Below are 23184 nucleotides of genomic sequence, written 5' to 3' on the forward strand. Positions count from 1 at the left end.
CCCAAGATACACCTTAAGCGATTCGTACGTAGCGGGATGCCGGATCGATCAACCTACCTGCCCCAGAGTGAAGCTTGCGGCGATATAGAGCACGTAGAGTGCGACAAGCGCCAGGCCGGAAAGGCGGCGAAGCGTCGTCTGGAAAGCGGCGAGTGCGAGTACCAGGAACGCGCAGGCCAGCATCACCCAGATATCGAAGGAGAGGATTTCAGGGGGAATGTGAACCGACGTCACAAGGCCCGTAATACCCATGATGGCGAGGATATTGAAGACGTTGGAGCCGATGATGTTGCCAAGCGCCACCGCAGAATGGTTTCTGAGCGCGGCCATGAGCGATGTCGCAAGTTCCGGAAGGGAAGTGCCGAGCGCCACGACCGTAAGGCCGATCACGGCTTCCGTCACGCCCCAGGATCGCGCGAGCGCCGAGGCCCCTTCGATCGTGAAATGCGCGCCGAGCGGCAGTCCGGCAAGGCCCAGGAAAACGAAAACGAAGGCAAGCGCGATATTGTCCGGCACGCCTTCCACTTCCTCGAAGGGCGGGGCGGAGCATGCGTCTTCCTCGTCCTCTTCGCTGTCTTCCGCGGCGTCTTTGTCCGTGGCGACGGCGGATGCGCCCAGGTCGCGCGCGGCGCGTCCCTTTCCGTTCTCGCGCCGGTGTTTTCGCGTCGCCATGACCGAATCCGCCAGGAAGATCGCGAGAAGGACGATGAGAAAGGCTCCGGTGATCCGCGTGATCGTGCCGGTGAAACAGATGAAGACGAAGATTATGCTGACGGCCGTCATGAAGACGGCATTGCGAAGCGCGCCTTTTTCCTTGCACGAAGTCGCCGCGACCAGTGCGGGCAGGCCGAGGACCAGGAGTACGTTTGCGACGTTGGATCCGACCACGTTGCCCACGGCAATACCGGGAAGGCCGCTTAGCGCCGCGTCGAGGGAAATCACCAGCTCCGGAGCGGACGTTCCGAAGGCGACGATCGTCAGCCCGATAACGAGGGAGGGGATTCCCAGCCGTTCGGCGATGCCGACCGACCCCCGCACTAGCACGTCACCGGCGACGATGAGCACGACGAGGCCCCCGAGGAGGCTGACATAATCGATGAGCATGGAGCGTGCGGCCGGTGCGTTGGAAACTTCTGGGATTTCGGTTTTTTGCACTCGGAAACCGCCGTGCGCAACGAAGGAAGCGGCCTTTCCAGACGGCGGCCGCATCCTGCTCACGGGTCGTTCCGATCAACGGACCGTATATAAGCATTCCTTCGCCCCGGAAAACCCCATGTATTCGGGGTGATTGCGCCGCGTTCCGGTTTCCAGCAGCGTCATCCGCCTGTTAGGCCAGATTGATTACGCGTGGAAATGTCACCGAAAATCCATATTTCACCTGCGATGAAGCCATAATTTTCGGCGACAAAGATCGTGTAAGGGGTCTGAATCCATGGATTCAGGCCAGTTTTTGCTCGTTTGGGTAAAAGGTTGCCGGGCGTTGCGTGCCTGCCTGCCTTGAATCCATCGGTTCAGACCCCTGCTGCGGCCAAGGGATTTCCCCCGCCGCAACTTCACGCGTCATGTTGATTGTGGAGAAACAGGTAATGAAGCGTATCTTTTTGACCGGCGCAGCGTTGGTTATGGGTTCGGTGCTTGCCGGGCCTGTCCTCGCGGCTGACCTCCCTCAGCCCGTCGAGGAGCCGGTCTACAAGGAGCCGATCCCCGAGGCGCGATTCTTCTGGACCGGCTTTTACTTCGGCGGCCAGCTCGGCTGGGCGTGGTCCCAGTTCGACAATACCGCCCCGGTTCCCTTCAGCGTCAGCACGGACGCCAACGGCGTGACGGGCGGCGTCTATACGGGCTACAACTATCAGTTCAACGAAAACTTCGTGCTCGGCGTGGAAGGCGACTTCTCGTTGTCCAACCTGGATGAGTCGTCCACCGCTGCGGGTATCAGGCTGCGCACCAGCAGCGACTGGAACGGCAATGTTCGCGCCCGTGCCGGCTTCGTCTTCGACCGGTTCATGATCTACGGCGCCGGCGGTATGGCGATTGCCGATCTTTCGACGAGCTACGCCGGCCAGAGCGATGACACCACGAAGGTCGGCTGGACGGCGGGTGGCGGTATCGAAGGTGCCATCACCAACAACATCACCGCCCGCGTCGAATACCTCTATCAGGACTTCGGCGACGAGGACTTCTCGGTTGGCGGCACGACGGTCAACACCGATTATTCGAACAACATCGTTCGTTTCGGCATGGCCTACAAGTTCTGATCGGGACGAAACCGCGATCTTTGGAAGGCCCGCCCATGTGGCGGGCCTTTTTCATGCGCCTCGCGGCTCGTCGCAGGCGGATTTCAGCGTCTTGAGGATCGTCGCGAAATGCGCCGCATCGTCCGTGGCGCGCACCAGTACGATCGCCCCTTGAATCCCGGCGATCACATAGCTTGCGGCGTCCTTCGCCTTTGAAGGGGCGTAGCCTTTGCGCCTGAGGCAGCCCGCAAGTGTTTCCAGCCATCGGTGGAAATAGTGCGTCACCTCGCTCGAAAAGCGGTCGCGCGTCTCCTCCAGCGCGAAAGCGCCGACAAGGCAGATACGCTCGCCTGAGCGGAAATAGGACGATACGCCGGAAAACATCTGCTTAAGCGCGTCGTCCGGCGCTTCAGTCTCGAGCGGGCGGTAGATGTTTTCCTCGAACCATTGATGTATGTTCGCAAGCACCGCTTCGGCCATCTCCTCCTTCCCGCCGGGGAAGAAGTTGTAGAGGCTTCCTTTTCCAAGGCCCGTTTCCCGGGTGATGCGCGCGATGCTTGCTCCTTCATAGCCGCAACGGCGGAATATCTCGCCGAGGGCGGGAATGACGTCCGCTCTTTCGGCGATGATGCGTGACATCAGGGCTTCCTCATCGGATAGGGCGTGCCGCTCAGCCGGTGAAATACCGTTGCTCCGGCAACGAGAATACCCGCGCCTGAAAGAACGGGCATCAGCAGAAATCCGATTTCGGGATCGCCGGCGAAAATGACGAGCGGGTTTGCCCCGGCGGGCGGATGCGTGATGCGCAGCGCCGCCATCGCGGCGATCGCGATACCGACCGCAAGGCCTGCCGCCCACCAGACGTCGGGCAGCAGGGCGCGAAGAGACAGCCCGATGATCGCGGACAGGATATGTCCTCCGATCACGTTGGCCGGTTGCGAAAGAGGGCTGTTCGGGACGGAGAAAAGCAATACGCAGCTTGCTCCGAATGGCGCCATCATCAATGACAGGTTCGTGGTGTCGGTGATGAGGGCGAGGCTCGCGATCGCGACGAGGCTGCCGAGGCCGGCAAGCGTGACGGATCTGGCGGAAGCGGTTGGCTGAAGCCTGGTGAAATAGGATAGCATGGGGGTTTTTACCGATCAGTACAGGATTTACCGTTCGGTACAATGCATGCTGATGCCGGACAAGACACGTTTTCGAGAGGCCGCTTCCGCGGGCGCCCGTTCGCGTTTGCGGCTGTGTGCTCCAACCGTCCTTTTTAGGCGGCCGCCTGCCGGACCGGCAGCTTCAGGAGCCCGGTGACAATTGCCACTCCCGCAAAGATCAGCACGAGGCCTGCAAGCAGGGCGCCGGACAGTGCTTCACCCAGCAGCAGGGCTCCGAGCACGACGCTGAAGCCCGCGCGCATATAGCCTCCCGTGGCAACGCCCAGGGGGCCGAGCGTGCGCACGAGGCGGAAATAGATCGTCATGGCGATCGCGGTCGAAAAGACGCCGAGGGCCATAACGGCCGTTATCGCGGAAAGGGACGGCGACAGGCTTGCGGGATCGTCCGCCAGGATCGAAAGGGGCAGCATCAAAAGGGCGGCGAACGTCATCGAGCAGGCCGCCGTCACGACGGGGGATTGATCGGAAAACCGTCTGGCGTAGAGGGCGGCCGTCGCATAGCAGAGGCTCGCCCCGATAACGGCCAGCTGGCCTGCGACCGAGCTTCCTTCGCCGGCAAGTGCGGCCGGTCCCATGATGATGAGAACGCCCGCGAACCCGAGCAGGATGCCGGCGAATTGCTGCATGCCGGCGGCGCGGTCTCTCAGCAGGAAAAAGCCGATCAGGAACACGAACAGCGGCGGGGTCGTGTTCAGAAGGCTCGCAAGGCCGCTGTCGATATGCTGCTGTCCCCAGCTGATCAGCGTGAACGGCAATGCGCTTTGGAATATGCCTTGGACCAGCAGCTGTCCCCAACGGGAAGGCGATCTGGGAAATGTCGCGCCGCGCCAGAACGCCATGAGCATCAAAAGTGCCGCGCCGATGGAAAGCCTGCCGAAGACCATCGTCGCAGGCGGGATCGTCTCGACCGCGACTTCGGTAAGGGTGAACGAGGCTCCCCAAAGGAAGGACAACAATATAAGGAGGCCGATTTCCGTGGCTTTGCGCGGCGAAGGCTGGGACATGAAACACCTTGAATTTTCTCATGCTATTGCACGCCGCGCCGGCTTTGGTCTTCTCAAAAGCCATGCACGAATCGGTGATGCGCGGCGCTCCGGTGCTTTCGAAACCGGCCGTCTTCGCCTCTTCCCGGATTGATATCGCTGACGAGATTTCGCGTAGGGCGGTTTTCTGTATGCTTTCCGACCGACCGATTCCACCGATTCAGATGGAAAGCCGAAAATGCCCCCGTCCGCCGCGCTCGCCGTTCTGCCCATGTACGATTGGCCGGAAGTCCGCGCCGAGACAGATCGGTTGTGGCGGGCGCTGGCGGACCGGTTGGGGGAAGCCGGCTTCGACGCGCCATCCGGCCTTGCGCGCGATGTCGACGCGGAAACGGCGTGGGCCGATCCGTCCCTTCTTCTGGGGCAGACCTGCGGCCTGCCGTTCGTAAGCCGGCTGAAGGGGCGCGTATCACTTGTCGGCGCGCCGGCCTATCGGCTGGAAGGGTGTGAGCCGGGGGAATATTGCAGCGCGCTGGTCGTTCGTGATGACGATCCGGCGGATGGGCTCGGTGATCTTCGCGGGCGGCGCGTTGCCTACAATATGGAAGGCTCGCAGTCCGGGCATGCGGCGATGCTTGCCACGGTCGCGCCGCTTGCGCATGGAGGCCGTTTCTTTACGCAAGCCCTGGCCACAGGCTCGCATCGCGCCTCCGTTCGGGCGGTGGCGGAAGGCGCAGCGGATGTCGCGGCGGTCGACGCTGTAAGCTGGGAACTCGCGAAACGGTTTGAGCCTTCGGCATCGCGCCTGAGGGTGCTTCTGCGCACCCGCCCGACGCCGGGTCTGCCGTTCATCACCGCGTTGAGGCCGGCGGATGAGCTTCGCCGCATCGCCGAGGCTGTTGCCGCGGGCATTGACGGTCTCGATGGCGGAACGAAGGAAGCGCTGTTGCTGACAGGCTTCGTGCCTTTCACCGAGGCGGATTACGATGTGATTTCGGCAAGGCTCGCCGAGGCGGAACGCCTCGGCTACGCCGAACTTCGCTGACTGTTAGTCAGACTTTGCAGCGTGTTTCCTCGAAGGAGGGGATGGCGGCGGCGAAATCGTCCAGCCACTTGACGAGGTTGGGGTGGTCTTCGCGCCATTTGCCGTCGAAGCGCAGGTCGAGGTAGCCGAGCGCGCAGGCAACGGCGATCCGGGCTGCGTCAGGCACATCGCCGGGGGAAACGGTTGCCGGCGGCTGCGCCTCCAGGACGGCAAGCGCGCGGGCGACTTTTTCACCCTGATAGGCAAGCCATTTTTCGCTGCGTTCGTTTTCTTCGCGGAAACGGCCTTCGTAAACGCGCAGGAGTGCGGCATCCATCAGCCCGTTGACGAGCGCCAGCAGTGTAAGCACCTTGTAGCGGGCTTCGCCCTTGGCGGGGATCAGGCGGTCGCCGCCGGCCAGTTCGTTGAGGTAGTCGAGGATGACCCGGCTGTCGTAGATGACGTCGCCATTGTCCAGAACGAGCGCCGGAATCTTGCCGAGGGGATTCTGCTTGCGGATCGTGTCGCCCGGATCGTTCGTGTCCGTCATTTCCACGGTGATCTTGCCGGACAGGCCGAGAACGCTTGCTGCGATCTTTATCTGGCGGCCGAAAGGCGAGGCGGGAGACGAACGAAGGACGGGCATATGCGGCTCCATTGAAAGCGGCTTTGAATTCAGCGGTGTATGTGTACCCGAACGCGGCGCATGCGCAAGTCCGCTCGGTCGGTTCGCGGGCATCTTCGATTTGGTATATTGAACGATCGGTTTTTATCTAAAATTCTCAAGTATTCGTTCGAATTTTAAGAAATTTATCTTGGTTTGTTTAACAAGCGTGCAGGTTTTTCTCGTCACAATGTCCCCAAATGGTGACTGGTAGAAATACGGGCTAGTGCAGCGTGCCTCAGGTGGGAGTTCAGAGGATGCGTGATGCGTATAAAATGCTGATGAAGGCCACGGCCAAGGCGAGCGTCCTTGTGGTCGTTGTCTATGCATATGGATCGCCGATGGCGAGTTCATTTCGCCCGGCGTTTCTGGATGCTCCGTTCGCCGGCTTTCATCGTGCCGTGGATGTTGCCGTATTCGGCGGGGATGGCGGCCTCGGCGATCCAAGGACGGCGATCGTGCGCGCCAGCGACAGCGTGAAAGAAACACTTTCCGACAGCATGAGCCAGTAAGCGGACTTCAGGTCACGGACCCATAAATAAGGCTGGAATGGCGCTACAAACGGCAAAGAGATGCAAGGAGATGCGCGCGGAGCGGGTTTGCCACCCGGTCAAGCGCTTCGACGTGGCAGGTCGAAGCCGTTTACGCGTCCTTTCGGGATATTGCGAATTTGCCCGGCAACTTCGTTGCAAGCCTTTGAAAACCGGACGGTTTCCTGCAGGCTTGCGCCTCGTATCCGACCAAATTCGCGCATACCATTGCAACCTTGGTTATGGGTCCATGGCCTCGGGGTAGATCCGCTCCAGCCGGACATTGCGGCCGCATTTTCGCGGCGCCTGAAACTCCAGAAGCCTGAAGGCGTAGTCCTGCCATTTCCATTCGGCCCTGTAGCCGCAGTGTCTGTCAGACGGTCCCTGCGCATGGGCGCTCAGCGTTCCTGCCTCTTCATCGAATTCGACACCGTTCAGACTATCCGTGCCGAGCCAGCCGAACCGCGGGTCGTATATCGCGAATGCAAGCTGCTCCAAACCGCCGATCTCTCCCGAATCGCGCACGTAGAGGCGGTAGGTCGTTTGCGTTGCCCCGCGCGTGCAGGGGATCGCGTAAAGCGTGGAGGTCTGGGACAAGACCGCGACGATCGGCGCCGCACCGCTCATATTGGCGCTTTGCGGATCCTCGCAGGCCGACGTAAGCCGATGCGCTTCCAGAACGGGCGGCGGAATGCCGAGTGCTTCGATCATTTCCCTGCGCGATGGAGGGGCGGTCTTGTCTTCGTCTTCGGGCGCCTCGATATTCTCGCCGCGCGCGCCTTGCAATTCGCCCATCTTCTGAAGTGCGACGCTCAGGCCTGAAAGCGAAAAACTCGCGTCGTGCGGTGCGCCGAGCGCATCGATATAGGAAATCCTGAGCTGCTCGCCGCCTTTCAGGGCCGGCAAAAGGGTTGTCCGTTCGCTTTCGCCCGTAACGAAGAATGCGTTTTCATGCCCGAAGTTTCCAAGCTCGTCTTCGCCCAGCACGCGCGGTGCCTGCGCATCGATCCGCCACTGCTGCTTGCGGGTATGGTCGGGTCGTGCGCCGTTGACGTCGAAGGAAAGCGCGAAGGTTTCGTCCGGCATTGGCCCGCGTTTGATCCTCAGGCGGTAAAGCGGGCGCGTTTGTTCCTTTTCGACGCTCAGCGTGAAGATGGTGCAGGCGCCTTCGTCGCCGCAGTCGAGTTTCCAGTCGCCGAACTGGCCTGACATCGGCTCCCCCGCAATCGCCGCTCCCGCCCACAGGAGGCCTGAGGCAAGGCCGAGGAGCCGGATAACGCTCATTGGCCAGGTGCCGGAACGAAGATATTCGCCGCCCTGCAGCCGCGCCTGTCGACTGTGGGGCAGGATCTGAAGTCCAGGTCCCGCGTGAGGCAAATGCGCACCTCCTTTAGCCTCCCGTTCGCGCAATCGACTGCGATCGCATTGTCGCGCAGGCCCGGATTGGCAAGCCTGAAGGCCGTTTCCACCGCGTCGGGCGTCATCCTGTTTCCATCGGCGATGGAGTTGAAGGCGGGCGGGATCTTCACCCGCTCGAAGGCCCTGCGCGTCTTCTCGAAATAGGCGCGTGGACCGAGGCCGGAACAGGTTCCGTGCTTGCTCCATTCGTGGCGCGCAAGCCCCCGGCTCGGCATGATGTCGAGAATGGAATTTACGGCGCCGCGTGGCGCGTCTCTTGGCCCGTTGTGGCAGAACGAGGGGAAGCCGCGTTCATGCTGTGGCCACAGCCCGTGAACGATGAAGCGGTGGGGCTTGGCCGCGCGGCATTGCATCGGGTCGGCGTTGCGCCCGGCGCCGGCGCAATAGGTCGGCGACCATGAGAGCGCGAGCACGTAGAAATCGAAATCGTCCGCGCGCACGGGTGCTGACGCGACAGTTGCCAGGACAAGCGCAGAAAGCAATGGGAAAAATGCGCGTGCCAGTACCTTTGGCCGGATCACTGCGGGCGGACGGTCCTGCAGTATCCGTCATAGACGCGCCAGCGGTCGAGGCCGTCAAGGCAGGCTTCCACGCCCCAGCTCACTCCGACGAAGCCCTGGCGCTCCACCACCTTGAAGTAGACGCGGTGGATGTTGCCGTCGCTCAGCGTCGCGTGGCCTTCGCAGTAGCGGCGTGCGAGCGGGCTCGGATTGTCGATTTGATAGGCCGTTTCGACCACACCGTCGAGGTTGGCGATCTTTCGACCGTCGTAATAACCGGGGTAGGCGCGCGCCACCCGGCGCGTGACCGCTCTTTGCACCGATGCGTTGAGGCAGTTTGGTATCCGCTGGTCGGTGACGGGCTCCTTGTAGACCGGTTCCTCGACGGGCTGAGCGAGGTCGGCCGCGAGGGCGGGCCCGGCAAGCCCGGCGGCTATCGCTGCGGCGAGGATGGCTCTGGTAATCGCGGACATGGATACTCACTCCGGCGCGCATAAAACGGACGATTCTCAGAATGACGATGCGTTAGGTGGAGTGGACGGTCAACCCGCGCGCGCAATCAGGCCTGTCTTTTCGCTGGCGTTGTTGCTATTCGTCCACAATCGATACGCATTTCCAGCCCGCACCAGGGCCTTCACGCAAGGTTTCGCCAAGAAACGGCAGTGCCGTTTCCATGTCGGCGGCGAATGTCCAGGGCGGATTGACGACGACAAGGCCGCTTGAAACCATCGGCTTGTCGCTCGCCGGCCGCCCGGCGGAAAGTTCCAGCGCGATGACGTCGCGCATGCCGCTGTCGCGAAGCCGCGAGTGAAAGCGGTCGATCGCTTTCCTGTCCTTGATCGGATACCAGGCGAGGAAGATGCCGCTCGACCAGCGTTTCCAGCCCTCTATGAGACCTTTGGCGAGCGTTTCGAATTCGCGTTCGTCCTCGAAGGCCGGATCGATGACGACGAGCCCGCGCCGCTCTTTCGGCGGCAGGAAGCTTTTGAGCGCTAGCCAGCCGTCCAGTTCTATCGTCTTGACCTGGATATCGCCGGCATAGAGAGCGGAAAGCGTTTCGAAGTCCCGGGGGTGCAGTTCGGTCAGGGTCAGCCGGTCCTGACGCCGGATCAGGCGCCGGGCGATCTCGGGCGAGCCCGGATAGGACGCGAGCGGCCCGCCGTGGTTGACCGCCGATACCGCCTCCGCCCAGGGCGCGAGCACTGTGCGCACCCGTTCGGGGATTTGCGCATCCAGAACCCTGCCGACACCGCGCTGCCATTCGCCGGTCTTGTGCGCCTCGTCGCTGGAAAGGTCGTAAAGGCCGATGCCCGCATGCGTGTCGATCACGCGGAAGGCGGCGGGCTTTCGTTTCAGATAGTCGATGATCAGGGCCAGCGCGACATGCTTCAGCACGTCGCCAATGTTGCCCGCGTGGTAGATGTGCCGGTAGTTCACGCGTTCTCCGCCGCAGCGGCGAGGGCCGGGTAAAGTTCGTGCGCGAGATAGACGACGGCCTTGTCGCCGAGATCCTGCTGGCCCACTTCCAGAAAGCCGAGCCGTTTGTGAAAGCGCAGCGAGCCGGGGTTGGGCGGGCGTTCGTTGACCTCGCAGGTCAGCGGCGCGCCGGCCTTCGCACCTTCGGGGCCGATCTTTGCGATGAGCGCTTCGTAAAGCTTTTCGCCGAGGCCGAGGCCACGCGCATCGGGCGATACGGCGATCCGGTCCACATAGAAGAAACGTTCGAACTTTTGCTTGAGCCAAAGGAAATTGCGGCTGTCGTAGTCCGCCGTCTCATTGAGGCAGAGCACGAAGCCTGCGGGCCTTCCCTCGCGTTCGGCGACGAGCGTACTTGCCGACATCGCGATGAGATCGGCAAGCTCCTGGGTCTTGAGGCTGTTCACCCCGGGAACCGCGGCCTCGTTGATTGAAAGCAGGATTTCGATATCGCGAGATTCGGCGGCTCGAACGGTCATGGTTTTCCGATATTCAGGCATGCGTGCAACGAATTGCGCCGAGCAGTATCCGAATAAGCGCCTTGCGTCAAAACGGGAAACGGCGGTCCTGGGGCCGCCGCTTCCGTCTTGTCAGGTCGCGCGTCTGCGCTTCAGTCGTCGTAGCCGCCGTCGTCGTCGTAGCCGCCGTCGTCCGGTTGGTCATCGTCGCCGGACGGGTCGGGCGCATCCTCAAGCCTTAGTTCCACGGCTTTCGGCCCTTTGCCGCGCCGGTCCGGCTCGGTTTCGAAGGTCACCCGCTGGCCGCTGTCGAGCGTGGCAAGGCCCGAGCGCTCGACCGCCGAGATATGCACGAACACATCCGCATCGCCCTCGTCCGGCGTAATGAAACCGAAGCCCTTGTCGGCCTTGAAGAACTTCACCGTGCCGGGCTGGCGCGGTCCACGTTCCACCGGGGGCCTGGGACCGCGTGGTCCCCTGTCCTGGTAGCCGCCGCCTTCGCTGCGGGGGCCGCCGTAACCGCCGCCTCGCGGTCCGCCGCCGTATCCGCCGCGATCGCCACCGCCGCCGCCGTATCCGCCGCGATCGCCACCGCCGCCGCCGTATCCGCCCCGGTCGCCACCGCCGCCGCCATATCCGCCTCGGTCGCCACCGCCGTATCCGCCTCGGTCGCCTCCGCCGCCGCCATAGCCGCCACGTCCGCCGCCGCCGCCGTAACCGCCGCCGCGTTGGCCTCCGCCATATCCGCCGCCGCGGGGGGCGCCATATCCGCCACCACGGTCGTCACGGTCGTTGCTGTTGTAGCCGCCGCGTCCTGCGTCGCGGTTGCCGTATCTGTCGTCGCCGCCGCCGCTGAAATCGCGGTTGCCGTAGTCCTGTCCGCCGAAGTCGCCGAAATAATCCTGCGGACCTCCGAATTCACGCTTGCCGCCGCGGCGGCCACGAGAACGGCGGTCCGAATTCCCGTCATCCATCTTGCCGATCACCCTGCTGGAGCGGAGCCGTGTCGTCCTTCACTGGCCGGTCCGCCTGTCTTGCCGATTAACTTGGCCGGAGCGCATCGAATTCGATGTGCCGTTGAAACCGACGGCACGGTCGACGCGACCCGATTTCTCATCCGGGGTGCACGGCGCGCGGCAAGAGCAATTTCCCGCATTGCGACCGCTTTCCTGTCCCGGTTCGGGCCTGTTGGCCCTGTGGATCGTTCACCCGTGGAAAACCTGAACCGTGCCCGCAATTCGGCAGGCAATGCCGGGTCCCCGGTCGGTGATCGACCGCGCGGCATCATAAGATTTCCACAGGCTTATCCGCAAGCGAAACTCAGCGTTAATTTATGAAGATACGTAAAAAGCGACGGGGAATTATCCCTAGCGTCAACTTTTCACGGGTTCAGGCGAGGTGTCGTGCCGGCTTTTGTTGCGTTTGCACAGTTTGCGATCAATTGAACGGGCGCAGGTTGTCACGGGCCGGCGGAACCGGTAGTTCGTGGCGACCGAGCAAGCAAGGAGCCGATCCATGAGTGCCGCACCCGCCGAGCCGCCGATCCAGATTGTCGTTGTTCCTGTCACGCCGCTGCAGCAGAACTGTTCGGTTGTTTTCGACCGCAAGACGAAGGTGGGCGCGGTGGTCGATCCGGGCGGCGATGTCGAGACCATTCGCAAGGCCGTTTCCCAATATGGCGTCAAGGTGGAAAAGATCGTTCTTACCCATGGCCACGTGGATCACGTCGGCGGCGCGGCGGATCTCGCGGCGGCCCTCGGCGTGCCGGTCGAAGGCCCGCATGAGGATGATCGCAAGCTCATCGCCATGGTGAGCGAGCATGGCGCCCGCTTCGGTCTGGCCGATGCTAAGCCGGTCGAGCCGGATCGCTGGCTGAAAGAGGGTGATACGGTCGATATGGCGGGCCGCACGTTCGAGGTTTTCCATTGTCCGGGCCATGCGCCGGGTCATCTCGTCTATTTCGACCGTGACCTCCGCTTTGCCATTTCAGGCGACGTTTTGTTCGCCGGCGGCGTCGGCCGCACCGGAGATCTGCCCTTCAGCGATCACGACACGCTCATCAGCTCGATCAAGGAAAAGCTCCTGCCGCTGGGCGATGATGTCGCTTTCCTGCCCGGCCACGGTCCGGGCTCCACCTTCGGTCATGAGCGGCAGACCAATCCTTTCCTGAAGTAAATACCGGCATTCGCCCGAAATGTGATGCCGATTACAACCGTCTTTCCCGAAGGCTCCTAAGTAGAGGGGGTAGAGGACGCGGAAATGCCGCGTTCTTGAACGAGGGAGACAAGACGATGAAACGCATTCGTTCCGCCGTAGCCATCGCAGTGCTTTCCGCGGTGGTCGTCGGCCCGGTCGGTCAGGCTTTTGCCGGCGATTATTGGGATCGTTCGGCGAAGCTTCGCGATCTTGAGCGCTCAGAGGCGCGTGGCGGCCCGTACATCCGTGGCGGGCGCTCAGGCTTCCAGACGCGCTTTCGCGTCTGCAACATCCTGCCGACGCCGACCCGAGACCCCTATACGGGCGAGCGTATCTACGTGAACAAGGAAGTATGCTGGTTCGAATGAGGCCGGCAAGCGAACACTTGACGGTCCGCGCCGGCGGCATGTCCGCCCGCGCCCGTCACGTCGCCCCTTCACGCTGCCCCGTCACGATACAAGGTCGGCGACGTCCTTCGCGGATTCTTCCGATATCCAGGCCTTGAAGGCTTCCACCTTCGGGTCGCTCCACCTGTCCTCGCGCCCGATCAGGCAAAGCCAGCCGTCCGTCTCGCATTTCATGTCCTCGAACGGCATCACCAGTGTGCCGGCCCTGAGTTCCTCCTGGCACAGCATGAGGTCGCCCATCACGATGCCCGTGCCCATCACGGCCGCCTTCACCGCCATGTCTAGGTTTGGAAATGTATTGCCGCTTTCCGGATCGACCCCTTCCACGTTGAAGCGCGTAAGCCACGCTTTCCAGTCTTCATGCCCGGCGTTCTCGTGAAGCAGCGTCTTGCCGGCAAGGTCCGACGGCTCGTCGAACGGTCCATATTCGCCAAGGAACCGCGGCGAGCAGGCAGGCGAAACGGATGTCGGCAACAGCGGCAGCGAGCGGATGTCCGCCGGCCGCTTGCGCCTGTTGTCCATTGCGAAGCCGAGGTCGTATTCGCTCGCGTCGAAACCGGTCGCGCCGTAAAAATCCGTGGTCAGCCTTATGTGGATGTCAGGGTGGTCGATGCGGAAGCGGTCGAGCTTGGGGATGAGCCAGCGAATGGAGAAGGTAGGCGGACAGATGATGCGAAGGTCCGCGCCACTGCGCGAAATGCGCTGGGCCTCGCTGACGATCCGCGCAAAAGCCTCCGTCAGGACGGGAAGAAACCTCCTGCCGTGGTCGGTCAGTTCCAGGCCCTTGGGCAGCCTCTTGAACAGCGTGACGCCAAGGTGGTCTTCCAGAAGCTTGACGTGCCGGCTCACCGCGCCGCGCGTGACGTGCAGTTCTTCCGCCGCGCCCACATAGCCCCGGTGGCGGGCCGCCGCCTCGAAGGCGCGGAGCGAATTGAGGGGAGGAAGGCGCATCGGATCTCCATCATGGATCAGATAAACTGATCCTTGCCGCCAGATATCTTGGTTTGAAACGCCATCGCGTTGCTCATAATTAGAAAGCTTCCGGATGTCGTTTTGTCAACGGAGGCGGAAATGAAAGCCGATGCGGCGTGCCCTCGGCAGACAGTGGACCCTGCGCTTTCAACAGCGGGGTGGCTTGTCGCCCTGATCAGGAAATTTAAACGCCTTGCGCGACGTCGCGAGTGCCGAATGCGGCTTGTTGACGATTTGCAGCGTCTCGCGGAGACGTCGCCGCATTTGCTTGAGGATATCGGAATTCGTCCGGATGACGGCGCGGAGGGCATCAAATCGCCGCATCCGGTGGGCGGATGGCCGAGCCCTTCTTCTCTGAGACAGGGCGGGCTCGGGCGCGAAATCTTCCGCAATCGGCGTATCAACGATCTGTTTTCCCGGCCGCCGGCGCTATGAGGAACCGTGTCGCTACGCTACGCTTCAGGGAAGATCAAAGCAGGCTTCTGAGCGTGTCGAGCCGCGCGTTGACGAGCCAGCCGTAGTAGTTTTCGCGCGGCCAGGCCGTCTTGCCGGCGGCCTTCTGCTGGCGGAAGTTCGCCGCCCGCGCCCACGGGTCGCCGAGGTTGTAGAGCGTCGCCGTAATTCCGGGGTTTTGGGAGATATCCACCTTCGCGACGGATTTATAGGCCTGGATCGAATCCCGGATCACCGCCGCCATGTAGTGCAGCGAGCGGTTCGGATCCATGGTCGAGCTGTAGATCTCGTTGGCATCGCGCGGCGAGAGCTTGCGAAATCCGCTGGTGCGCGCCACCGAATCCGACATCTTCAGCACGGTCAGCGGCGAAAGCTGACCGAGGCCGAAGCTCTGCCCGGCGAAGAGCGGCTGGAAGAACGTCTCGTTGAAGTTCTTGTTGGGGTAGCGGACCCCATTCACCCGCTTGTTGCGGAATGTCCGCTCCCAAAGCCGTTCGTAGCAGGTCCACAGGTGGTTGCTGTCGCGCTTGCTGCGGCAGGAGTCGAATTCGGGGCGGGCCACGAAATCCTCCACGTTCTCGCCGCCGTATTCGAAGTCGAGCCGGATGCCGGCATAGCTCAGCGCCTTCACGTAGTAGGACTGCGCGCTGTCGAGGCTGTCGTAGTTGTAGGTGTGCTCGCCGATGATCGCGCCCAGCATATGCACGGGGTCGATGCCGTATTGCGCCGACACCTGCTTGATGGAGCGGATCAGCCGGGTGTCGCGGCGCAGAACGCTGATAACCTTGTCGAATTTCGCGTCGTAGCTGGAGCGGTTGGCCGCCGTGCGCCTTGCCGAGGCGAAGGGGATTTTCGGCTGCACGGAGCTGCGGTTGCCCTCCGGCACCACCTGCATCGCCGCAAGTGCCACGGCCGGCAGGGGCAGGGGCGTTGCCGCGAACAGGAACGCGCCGAGCGCCATGAGCCGGAAGACGGCTGACGCTCTGACGAAGCGTTTCGCAATCGACGGGGCAACGGTTGGCATCGATCTCTCCAGAGGAAGCGAACGCGACATATCGCTTTTCGTTAAATGGCGCTAGTGCAGGCGCGACACAATTGTCATGCGTCGCCAATGCGGCGCTTCAAGGAAACTAACGATTTTTACGGAACGATGGAATTGCCCGAAGGGGACACGCGCCGTCAAAATTCGCGTTATCCGGCTTCCTTCACGCATTTCGGAGCGAGGCCGGCCCCATGCTGAGGCGCACCGCCTTCGGCACGCCCATCTGGCGCATCAGCCCGTCGTGGCGGCGCATGCCGCAAAGCTCGCGCTGGATGATGACATGCCAAAGCGCTTCGCCTGCTTCCGCGACCAGCCTCGGGCGTTGGGCCGGGTCGGGCGCTTCGGCGCCTGCAGTCTCCGCTTCCGCAATGCGCTCCTCATGGGCGGAAAGCTTTGCCAGCGCCTTTTCCAGCCTGGTCATCAGGCGGGCGAGCGTATCGGCCTTTTCGCCCAGCACCTCCTGCTCCAGCGCGCGGGTTAGCGGGTCTTGTTGCGATGCCGTGAACTGGCGCGGCGGTCTGACGGCCATTGCCTATTGTTCCCGGTTCGCGCGGGCGGTCCTGCCGCCCGTCATGGGCTGCGGCGCGCCGGTCGTTTCGGGAAAGCCGATCGGCAGGCCGCGAAGCGCGCGTACCGCCAGGAAGGCGAAGCATTCCGCCTCCACGGCGTCGCCGCGCAGGCCCGCGTTCTCCGCCATCACGGGCTCGACCTTGGCGCGATCTTTCAGCGCGGCCATGAAGGCCGGGTTCTTGCGTCCCCCGCCGCTGACGATCATCCGCTCGGGCCGGGTTGGCAGTATGTCGAGGCCCTTGCCCACGGCGGCGGCGGAAAAGGCGGTCAGCGTCGCAGCGCCATCTTCCAGCGTCAGCCCTTCGGCCATTTCGGCGGTGAAACCGTTGCGGTCGAGGGATTTCGGGTAGGGCGCAGTGAGATAGGGATGCTGCAACAGCCGGGCAAGCAGCGCCTCGTCTACACGGCCGGATGCCGCCAGCCGCCCGTCCTCGTCGTACAGGCCGGCCAGGTGCCTTACCACCCAGTCGTTGATCGGCGCGTTGGCGGGCCCTGTGTCGAAGGCGGCCAGCTTCTCGCCCCCGCCCCACCACGTTACGTTGGCGACCCCGCCGAGGTTCAGCACCGCAGAGCCTGGCTCAGCACCGGCTTTCCTCAGGAGTGCCGCGTGATAGATCGGCGCCAGCGGCGCGCCCTGTCCCCCTGCCGCGACATCGGCCGAGCGGAAATCGTACACCGTGTCGATCCCGGTGATTTCCGCCATCAGCTCCCCGTCGCCGAGCTGGCGCGTCGCGCCCTTTTGCCCGCCGGATGGCGCGCGGTGCAGCACCGTCTGCCCATGAAAGCCGATCGCGGCGATGTCGCGAGGGGGAATGCCCTCGTCCTTCAGGAAGGTGTTGACCGCTTCGCCTTGCGCGCGCGTCAGCATGGCCTCGGCTTGCGCGAAGATCGCCGGTTCCGGCCCCTCGAAGTTCCAGGTCGCGGCGGCACTCATCGCCTCGCGCAGCACGGGCGCGAGATCGGGCGGGTAGGGCGCAAGCCGCCACGGCCCGAACTCGGCGATTTCCTCGCCGTCGGTGCGGATCATGGCGATGTCGATGTTGCCGTCCAGCACCGTGCCGGTCATCAGCCCGATCGCCCAAACCGGCGTCATGGTCGTCTCCGTATTGGTCTCGGGTGGGAGAATAGCGGCGTGCTTCGCGCGGGCAAGCGCGCAAATTTTTTCAACGGATTTTATCGCGTCTCCCAACGGCAGGTTGCATTAACCGTTAATTAATCGAATTGTTTGCAATTGGCGCGCGATGCGTTAGCAAATCATTAAACCTGATTTTGGCGGGGGCACCGTCGTCGGGCAATTCGAAAACCTGAAATTTCCAGCCGCCGGACGCATTTCCGGCGAACGGTGGATTATTGTTTGGAGTGGATTTATGAGCTTGAGCTTTGCGGACCAGATCGGCCTTACCCTTCTCATCGGTGCCTTTCTCGGCGCGGTCAGCATGATGGCGGAAGGCGAGGTGACGATCACCGCCGTCCGGCTGTTCGCTTTCTGAGGGGATTGGGGTAGGGCGTCCCCGCCACTCACGCACCACGTCGCCGTATCACTCCTGTCATCCCCGCGAAGGCGGGGACCTCCCTCCACACGCCGTGCCCTCTCTATCGTCATCGCCGACCTCGTACCCGCCGCCGTATCACTCCTGTCATGCCCGCGCAGGCGGGCATCCAGTACTCATCGAAGTGGATTGAAGCGTTCATGCGGAGGCTACTAGACCCCCGCCTTCGCGGGGGTGACAGTGCGGAGTGTGCGGGGCAAGAGCCTGCTTGCGTCAGGGCGCACGCGAGCGGGATGACGGTCTTCGTGCAGCAATGCCTTGCACTCACCGCCGCCGTATCACTCCTGTCATCCCCGCGTAGGCGGGGACCTCGCGCCGCATACCGTGCCCTCTCCTTCGTCATTGCCGCCTGTCCCCGACCTGATTGGGGGACCTCCCTCCACACGCCGTGCCCTCTCTACCTGTCATGCCCGCGCAGGCGGGCATCCAGTACTCATCGAAGTGGATTGAAGCGCTCAGCGGAGGCTACTAGACCCCCGCCTTCGCGGGGGTGACAGCGCGGTGTGTGCGGGGATAGGACCCGGCTCTCGCGATACGCGTACCCTGGCGCTGGGGGATTCAAGTTTGCGTTAGTGACAGGTGAAAGTGTAATTTACAGTTGCGTGCCGATTTGCGAGCAGTAGGCGCGCGAAACCATGCCGCCCTTGCACCCCTCGTCGCTGCCTGATCGCGCGAATCCTTAGCCAAAATCAGAAGGCGGCATGAGTATTAGTGAATGATAAACTCTATGATATTCTGTCTGCCTTGGTGACGAAATGAACGGAATATTAAATAATTTTGGCGTTCACGTCGCTTCAATATTATACATTTCGTTGGGTGCTCTGGTGATTGGAGTTTTCACTTTTTTCTTTAGAAATAAAAGTCGAGATTCTACCGTTTATTACATTTTATTATTGTATATCGTGTTACCAATTTTATATTATCTATTGGTCATTTCTGTGTATTCGAAGAGAAGAATTTTCTTAAGGGACGAAACTATGAATTTTGGGAAGAAATTTTCTATATTTCTTGATTTCTTTCTCAATCCAAAAGTCCTGTTTTTTGAATTGATTCTAAGCCCCCACGTATTTCTCGTGTTTATTTCGGGATTTATCATGCTTCTGTGGGGAAGTTTTGACGCCTTAGCGGCTAGATATAAGCGGTTATCCATGATTTGGATAGCTATTTCCCTGCTTGGCGTAGTATGGAACTCTCTAATTCTGAGTGGAATGATGCAAAGCACAAAAGGTTACTGATATTAGCCAATATCGACAGGTCGCAGACGGTCTTCGGTCTGGTAGTTTCCGAACAAGCAATCCCGCGCTAGCGGGCATCTCGCAGCATACATACCGTGCCCTCTCTATCGTCATCGCCGGGCCTAGACCCGGCGACCCATCGAACTTTGACGAAACACGCCAATGCTGCATGGGTGCGCGGGTCGAGCCCGCGCATGACGAACCTGGAAGTTTTCGCAAGATGGTCGGAGCAAGAGCCTACAACCTCTCCTCCGTCCTTGCCGCCTGTCTCCGACCTGATCGGGGAGGTTTGCCTAACAACCCATCAAGCGCTTGCCGATTTCGCGTACGTGCAGGCGCGCGAGTATTTGCTGGCGGAGTGAGACTTGATCACGACGGAGCTGAGCTCAACGTGCTTTCGGAAATAGCCGATACTCTCCTTGGTGGACGTGTTGCGCTCCGTTTGGTGAAAGCGGTTCGTCAATGGGCAGACAGAGAAACTGCAAACATGTTATAATACGTATGACTTATTGCGATAAGCCTGCACGTAGCGATAGCGTCTTGCGATGATATACGTTTTCAGTTGTTGGCGAAAATTATTTAGCATCCAGCGTCAAGGTGGCCGAATATGATTCGTGGGCTGCTAACCGGCATTCTTGTCAGTGTGTGTTTGGCTGGAGACTTGAGTGCAGCGAATGCGTTGAAAGTCGGGGAACCGGCTTATGATAGTTCGTTAGTTGGGGGTAATGATCTTCGAGATAGATTAGAAAATGCATTGGCTGATAGTCTGCATCGATTTAAAGCAGGCCTTGATGAAATCAGCGTAAAAAATTGCTCTATTAAAGTAAAAAAAATTCTTGTGAAACGCTGCAATTTTAGGGAGAGGGCAATTGCGCGCACAATGCTAATAAATTTGACCGAAGTGTCCGACGTTGAGGTAAGCCAAATAGGTGCTGTAAAAGCGTTAAATTTCAGATTTACTAAGAAGATATGGAGAATAAGAGAAAAGAGCTATCAATTATTTCAAAGTATTACGGATGTTCCGCCAGCGCTTCTGCCAGAAATAGATAGTTTTGATAGAGATATATTTATTCAAACGAAGAAGTCTAGGATGGTAGAAGAATATTTAAAATCCCATGGCGTTTTTTCTGCGTCAAAAATATATACTTGCTATGGATATTACTACAATGAAGATAATATTGGAGGTATGAAGATTTTTTTAGATTATAAGGATACGTCCAAAATTCAAAAAGACTTATACGCATTAATTAAGTCGTGCAGTTAGAGAATAAAATATGTCTGGATAATATACTTACAATAATAGGGGATAATTTTCTTCTACATCATAAAAATCAATAATATGTTGGTCTTCTTCAGCGCCCTCATACGACAGGGTGAAAGTGATACCTGTTGCCAAAATTCACCTCAATTAATCGAATCGAAATCGATCAACTTTAGATTACTTTTCATGTGGCGTGTAATTATCTAAATTTAAAAATCTACCTCCCCGCTCTCCCCGTCTTCTTCGGCCTGCCTTTATACCCCTTCTCCTCATCCGACCCCACACCGGGCCGTGCGCGGGGCAGGGGCACTTCGGTCCGCCCGACGGTCATCTCATCCAGCGTATTTTTCCGCACCTTGCTGCTCGGGGCCGCCGAGCCGCCCTTCGCCTTGCGCTTGCCTGAAGCGCCTTCCAGCGTGCCGCCGGCTCCGAACTTGCGCTCGCCCCTGTAGCCGCCGGTCTTGTCCTCGATCTGCGATTGCCGGGCCAGCGGGTCGTCGGAGATCGCCAGTTCCGTCTCGCGCAGTCGCTTGACCTCGTCGCGCAGGCGAGCCGCCGTTTCGAAATCGAGGTCGGCCGCCGCCTCGCGCATCTTCTTCTCCAGGTCCTCGATATGCGCCTGAAGGTTGTGGCCGATCATGCCCTCGGCGGCTTCCGCCATGCCCTTGTCGACCGTGACGTGGTCCTGCTCGTAGACGCTTTGCAGAATATCGCCGATGGAGCGGCGCACGCTTTCCGGCGTGATGCCGTGTTCCTCGTTATAGGCCACCTGCTTCTCGCGGCGGCGGTTCGTCTCGGCGATCGCGCGTTCCATGGAGCCGGTGCGGTGATCGGCATAGAGGATCACGCGTCCGTCGACGTTTCGCGCCGCGCGGCCGATGGTCTGGATCAGCGAGGTTTCGGAGCGCAGGAAGCCCTCCTTGTCGGCATCCAGAATGGCGACAAGCCCGCACTCGGGAATGTCCAGCCCCTCGCGCAGCAGGTTGATGCCCACCAGCACGTCGAACGCGCCGAGGCGCAGGTCGCGGATGATCTCGATACGCTCCAGCGTGTCGATGTCGGAGTGCATGTAGCGCACGCGCACGCCGTTTTCGTGCAGATATTCCGTCAGGTCCTCGGCCATGCGCTTGGTCAGCGTCGTCACCAGCGTGCGGTAGCCTTTCTGCGCCACCTCGCGCACCTCGCCCAGAAGATCGTCCACCTGGGAGGAGGCGGGCCGCACGTCGATCTCCGGGTCGACAAGGCCGGTCGGGCGGATCACCTGCTCGGCGAAGACGCCGCCGGCCTCTTCCATCTCCCAGCCGCCGGGCGTGGCGGAAACGGCCACGGTCTGCGGGCGCATGGCGTCCCATTCCTCGAACCGAAGCGGACGGTTGTCCATGCAGGACGGCAGGCGGAAGCCGTATTCGGCCAGCGTCGCCTTGCGGCGGAAGTCGCCCCGGTACATGCCGCCGATCTGCGGAATGGTGACGTGGCTTTCGTCCACGAAGACGATGGCGTTGTCCGGCAGGTATTCGAACAGCGTGGGTGGCGGCTCGCCCGGCGCGCGGCCCGTGAGATAGCGCGAATAGTTCTCGATGCCCGCGCAGGAGCCTGTCGCTTCCAGCATTTCCAGGTCGAAGATCGTGCGCTGTTCCAGACGCTGCGCCTCCAGCAGGCGGCCATGGGCGTTCAGTTCCTCCAGCCGCTGCTTGAGTTCCGCCTTGATGGATTTGGTCGCCTGGTTCAGCGTCGGCTTCGGCGTCACATAGTGCGAATTGGCGTAGATCTTGACCGACTTCATCTCGCCGGACTTCTGGCCCGTCAGCGGGTCGAACTCGGTGATCGACTCCACCTCGTCGCCGAAGAGGGAGACCCGCCAGGCCCGGTCCTCATAGTGGGCGGGGAAGATTTCCACCGTGTCGCCGCGCACGCGGAAACTTCCGCGCTGGAAGGCGGCGTCGTTGCGCTTGTACTGCAGCGCCACCAGGTCGGCGAGCAACTGGCGCTGGTCGATGCGCTCGCCCACCTCCAGCTGGAAGGTCATGGCGGTATAGGTTTCCACCGAGCCGATACCGTAGATGCAGGAGACGGAGGCCACGATCACCACGTCGTCGCGCTCCAGCAGCGCGCGCGTGGCGGAGTGGCGCATGCGGTCGATCTGCTCGTTTACGGAAGATTCCTTCTCGATGTAGGTGTCCGTGCGCGGGACATAGGCTTCCGGCTGGTAGTAGTCGTAGTAGGAAACGAAATATTCCACCGCGTTGTCGGGGAAGAAGCTCTTGAACTCGCCGTAGAGCTGGGCGGCCAGCGTCTTGTTCGGCGCCAGGATCAGGGCGGGGCGCTGCGTTCGCTCGATCACCTGCGCCATCGTGTAGGTCTTGCCGGAGCCGGTGACGCCCAGCAGCACCTGCGTCTTGTCCTCATCCTTCAGCCCTGCCACAAGGTCGGCGATGGCCGTCGGCTGGTCGCCCTTCGGCTCGTATTCGGAGGACAGCACCAGCTGCACCCCGCCTTCGGATTTCTCGGGGCGGGGCGGGCGGTGCGGCGTCCACGGCGTGCCGTCGCGGTGCAGCGGGTTGCCGTGCTCGATCAGGTCCGAAAGCGCCTTCACGGTCTCCGTGTGGCCGGTGGTGCCGTCGGAAAGTTCGGGCCGCTCCTTCTTTTTCTTCTTGTTGGCCCTGGTGTGTTTGGCCAGCAGCTCTTCGGCCTCCTCCAGCGAGACGTCGAGCCCCGCGATAGGGTTCAGCCCGCCCGCCGCGCGCTCGCGCGGGTTGGAGCTGTCGCCCATGGAGGTGCCGCGCGCCGTTTTCGCCGGGGTTTTGGCCTTCGGCTTCGCTGCGGTCTTTGCCTTCGCTTTCTTCGCCGGCTGGGCAGGGGCGTCCGCGGCGTCGGAAATCTCCTTCGCCCAGTCGGAGATGGAGCCGGACAGCGGCGCGCCGGTCAGCGCGCCCTGCGGCGCTTCGCCCAATCCGTCGCGCGCGCGGGTTTCGCCCGTCTGCGGCAGGGTGTCGTCACTCTCGTGTTTCTTCGCGGGGGAGGGTCGCTTGGCCATGGCG

The 23184-nt window shown here is 61.4% G+C and carries 24 protein-coding genes and 1 pseudogene; 9 read left to right on the forward strand and 16 right to left on the reverse strand.

The genetic code is table 11. The annotated features are described in order from the left end of the window. Positions 1–48 precede the first annotated feature (48 nt). The gene (locus GR183_RS00550; protein ID WP_160774166.1) at positions 49–1104 is read right to left on the reverse strand and encodes a calcium/sodium antiporter; all 1056 of its coding nucleotides are present in this window, start codon (positions 1102–1104) and stop codon (positions 49–51) included. A 482-nt stretch (positions 1105–1586) separates the two neighbouring features. Here GR183_RS00550 and GR183_RS00555 point away from each other — a divergent pair, with 482 nt between their 5' ends. Further along, positions 1587–2258, forward strand: coding sequence for an outer membrane protein (locus tag GR183_RS00555; RefSeq protein ID WP_160773641.1), 672 nt, complete (start codon positions 1587–1589; stop codon positions 2256–2258). A gap of 51 nt (positions 2259–2309) precedes the next feature. On the opposite strand, the gene GR183_RS00560 is transcribed toward GR183_RS00555, so the two are convergent. The 3 genes from GR183_RS00560 to GR183_RS00570 all read right to left on the reverse strand — a co-directional run bounded on the left by GR183_RS00560 (position 2310) and on the right by GR183_RS00570 (position 4410). Then, positions 2310–2876 (reverse strand): TetR/AcrR family transcriptional regulator, encoded by a 567-nt coding sequence (locus GR183_RS00560; protein WP_160773642.1) that lies wholly within the window; start codon positions 2874–2876, stop codon positions 2310–2312. Continuing rightward, positions 2876–3364, reverse strand: a complete 489-nt coding sequence (locus GR183_RS00565; protein ID WP_160773643.1) for an HPP family protein — start codon at positions 3362–3364, stop codon at positions 2876–2878. The genes GR183_RS00560 and GR183_RS00565 overlap by 1 nt, the downstream gene beginning before the upstream one ends. Positions 3365–3498: 134 nt before the next feature. Next, the gene (locus tag GR183_RS00570) at positions 3499–4410 is read right to left on the reverse strand and encodes a DMT family transporter (protein WP_160773644.1); all 912 of its coding nucleotides are present in this window, start codon (positions 4408–4410) and stop codon (positions 3499–3501) included. On the opposite strand from GR183_RS00570, the gene GR183_RS22085 reads away from it, so the two are divergent. Together GR183_RS22085 and GR183_RS00575 are read left to right on the forward strand one after the other, a co-directional pair. After that, positions 4409–4543 (forward strand): hypothetical protein, encoded by a 135-nt coding sequence (locus GR183_RS22085; RefSeq protein WP_260513193.1) that lies wholly within the window; start codon positions 4409–4411, stop codon positions 4541–4543. The genes GR183_RS00570 and GR183_RS22085 overlap by 2 nt on opposite strands. 84 nt (positions 4544–4627) lie before the next feature. Further along, positions 4628–5434, forward strand: a complete 807-nt coding sequence (locus tag GR183_RS00575) for a phosphate/phosphite/phosphonate ABC transporter substrate-binding protein (protein WP_160773645.1) — start codon at positions 4628–4630, stop codon at positions 5432–5434. A gap of 7 nt (positions 5435–5441) precedes the next feature. Here the strand turns inward: GR183_RS00575 and GR183_RS00580 are convergent, their stop codons facing one another. Next, positions 5442–6059, reverse strand: a complete 618-nt coding sequence (locus tag GR183_RS00580; RefSeq protein WP_160773646.1) for a glutathione S-transferase family protein — start codon at positions 6057–6059, stop codon at positions 5442–5444. Between the two features lie 275 nt (positions 6060–6334). Here GR183_RS00580 and GR183_RS00585 point away from each other — a divergent pair, with 275 nt between their 5' ends. Next, positions 6335–6589 carry a hypothetical protein gene (locus GR183_RS00585; protein ID WP_160773647.1) on the forward strand — a complete coding sequence of 85 codons (255 nt, stop codon included), beginning with the start codon at positions 6335–6337 and terminating at the stop codon, positions 6587–6589. Positions 6590–6847: 258 nt separating this feature from the next. Here GR183_RS00585 and GR183_RS00590 read toward each other — a convergent pair whose 3' ends face one another. The 6 genes and pseudogenes from GR183_RS00590 to GR183_RS22240 form a co-directional block, all read right to left on the reverse strand. Then, the gene (locus GR183_RS00590; RefSeq protein ID WP_160773648.1) at positions 6848–7891 is read right to left on the reverse strand and encodes a DUF1176 domain-containing protein; all 1044 of its coding nucleotides are present in this window, start codon (positions 7889–7891) and stop codon (positions 6848–6850) included. Continuing rightward, positions 7888–8508: a ribonuclease T2 family protein gene (locus tag GR183_RS00595; protein WP_244313571.1), complete on the reverse strand. Its 621-nt coding sequence runs from the start codon at positions 8506–8508 to the stop codon at positions 7888–7890. Before GR183_RS00595 ends, GR183_RS00590 begins: the two co-directional genes overlap by 4 nt. A gap of 35 nt (positions 8509–8543) precedes the next feature. Next, positions 8544–8999, reverse strand: a complete 456-nt coding sequence (locus GR183_RS00600; RefSeq protein WP_160773650.1) for a cytoplasmic protein — start codon at positions 8997–8999, stop codon at positions 8544–8546. A gap of 115 nt (positions 9000–9114) precedes the next feature. After that, positions 9115–9963, reverse strand: a complete 849-nt coding sequence (locus GR183_RS00605; protein ID WP_160773651.1) for a 23S rRNA (adenine(2030)-N(6))-methyltransferase RlmJ — start codon at positions 9961–9963, stop codon at positions 9115–9117. Continuing rightward, positions 9960–10481: a GNAT family N-acetyltransferase gene (locus GR183_RS00610; RefSeq protein WP_208999712.1), complete on the reverse strand. Its 522-nt coding sequence runs from the start codon at positions 10479–10481 to the stop codon at positions 9960–9962. Before GR183_RS00610 ends, GR183_RS00605 begins: the two co-directional genes overlap by 4 nt. A gap of 230 nt (positions 10482–10711) precedes the next feature. Beyond that, positions 10712–11434 (reverse strand): annotated as a pseudogene (locus GR183_RS22240) (cold-shock protein); the annotation flags it as partial. A 541-nt stretch (positions 11435–11975) separates the two neighbouring features. Here GR183_RS22240 and GR183_RS00620 point away from each other — a divergent pair. Further along, a complete protein-coding gene (locus GR183_RS00620; RefSeq protein ID WP_160773653.1) occupies positions 11976–12635 on the forward strand; it encodes an MBL fold metallo-hydrolase in 660 nt (219 codons plus the stop codon). 116 nt (positions 12636–12751) lie between these two features. Continuing rightward, positions 12752–13024: a hypothetical protein gene (locus GR183_RS00625; protein ID WP_160773654.1), complete on the forward strand. Its 273-nt coding sequence runs from the start codon at positions 12752–12754 to the stop codon at positions 13022–13024. Between the two features lie 81 nt (positions 13025–13105). Here GR183_RS00625 and GR183_RS00630 read toward each other — a convergent pair whose 3' ends face one another. Next, a complete protein-coding gene (locus GR183_RS00630; RefSeq protein WP_160773655.1) occupies positions 13106–14014 on the reverse strand; it encodes a LysR substrate-binding domain-containing protein in 909 nt (302 codons plus the stop codon). Between the two features lie 237 nt (positions 14015–14251). On the opposite strand from GR183_RS00630, the gene GR183_RS00635 reads away from it, so the two are divergent. Next, positions 14252–14470, forward strand: coding sequence for a hypothetical protein (locus GR183_RS00635; RefSeq protein WP_160773656.1), 219 nt, complete (start codon positions 14252–14254; stop codon positions 14468–14470). A gap of 34 nt (positions 14471–14504) precedes the next feature. Here GR183_RS00635 and GR183_RS00640 read toward each other — a convergent pair whose 3' ends face one another. The 3 genes from GR183_RS00640 to GR183_RS00650 form a co-directional block, all read right to left on the reverse strand. Then, positions 14505–15449, reverse strand: coding sequence for a DUF1402 family protein (locus GR183_RS00640; RefSeq protein ID WP_160774168.1), 945 nt, complete (start codon positions 15447–15449; stop codon positions 14505–14507). Positions 15450–15693: 244 nt separating this feature from the next. After that, the gene (locus tag GR183_RS00645; protein WP_160773657.1) at positions 15694–16059 is read right to left on the reverse strand and encodes a DUF6665 family protein; all 366 of its coding nucleotides are present in this window, start codon (positions 16057–16059) and stop codon (positions 15694–15696) included. A gap of 3 nt (positions 16060–16062) precedes the next feature. After that, a complete protein-coding gene (locus GR183_RS00650; RefSeq protein ID WP_160773658.1) occupies positions 16063–17193 on the reverse strand; it encodes an anhydro-N-acetylmuramic acid kinase in 1131 nt (376 codons plus the stop codon). 274 nt (positions 17194–17467) lie between these two features. Here GR183_RS00650 and GR183_RS22090 point away from each other — a divergent pair, with 274 nt between their 5' ends. Then, positions 17468–17590, forward strand: a complete 123-nt coding sequence (locus GR183_RS22090) for a hypothetical protein (protein WP_260513198.1) — start codon at positions 17468–17470, stop codon at positions 17588–17590. 1902 nt (positions 17591–19492) lie between these two features. Next, on the forward strand, positions 19493–20149 hold the full coding sequence (locus GR183_RS00655) for a hypothetical protein (protein WP_160773659.1): 657 nt from the start codon (positions 19493–19495) through the stop codon (positions 20147–20149). Positions 20150–20363: 214 nt separating this feature from the next. On the opposite strand, the gene uvrB is transcribed toward GR183_RS00655, so the two are convergent. Next, the gene (uvrB, locus tag GR183_RS00660) at positions 20364–23180 is read right to left on the reverse strand and encodes an excinuclease ABC subunit UvrB (RefSeq protein ID WP_160773660.1); all 2817 of its coding nucleotides are present in this window, start codon (positions 23178–23180) and stop codon (positions 20364–20366) included. Positions 23181–23184 lie beyond the last annotated feature (4 nt).

It is taken from the genome of Stappia sediminis (assembly GCF_009826895.1).
Classification (GTDB): Bacteria; Pseudomonadota; Alphaproteobacteria; order Rhizobiales; family Stappiaceae; genus Hongsoonwoonella; species Hongsoonwoonella sediminis.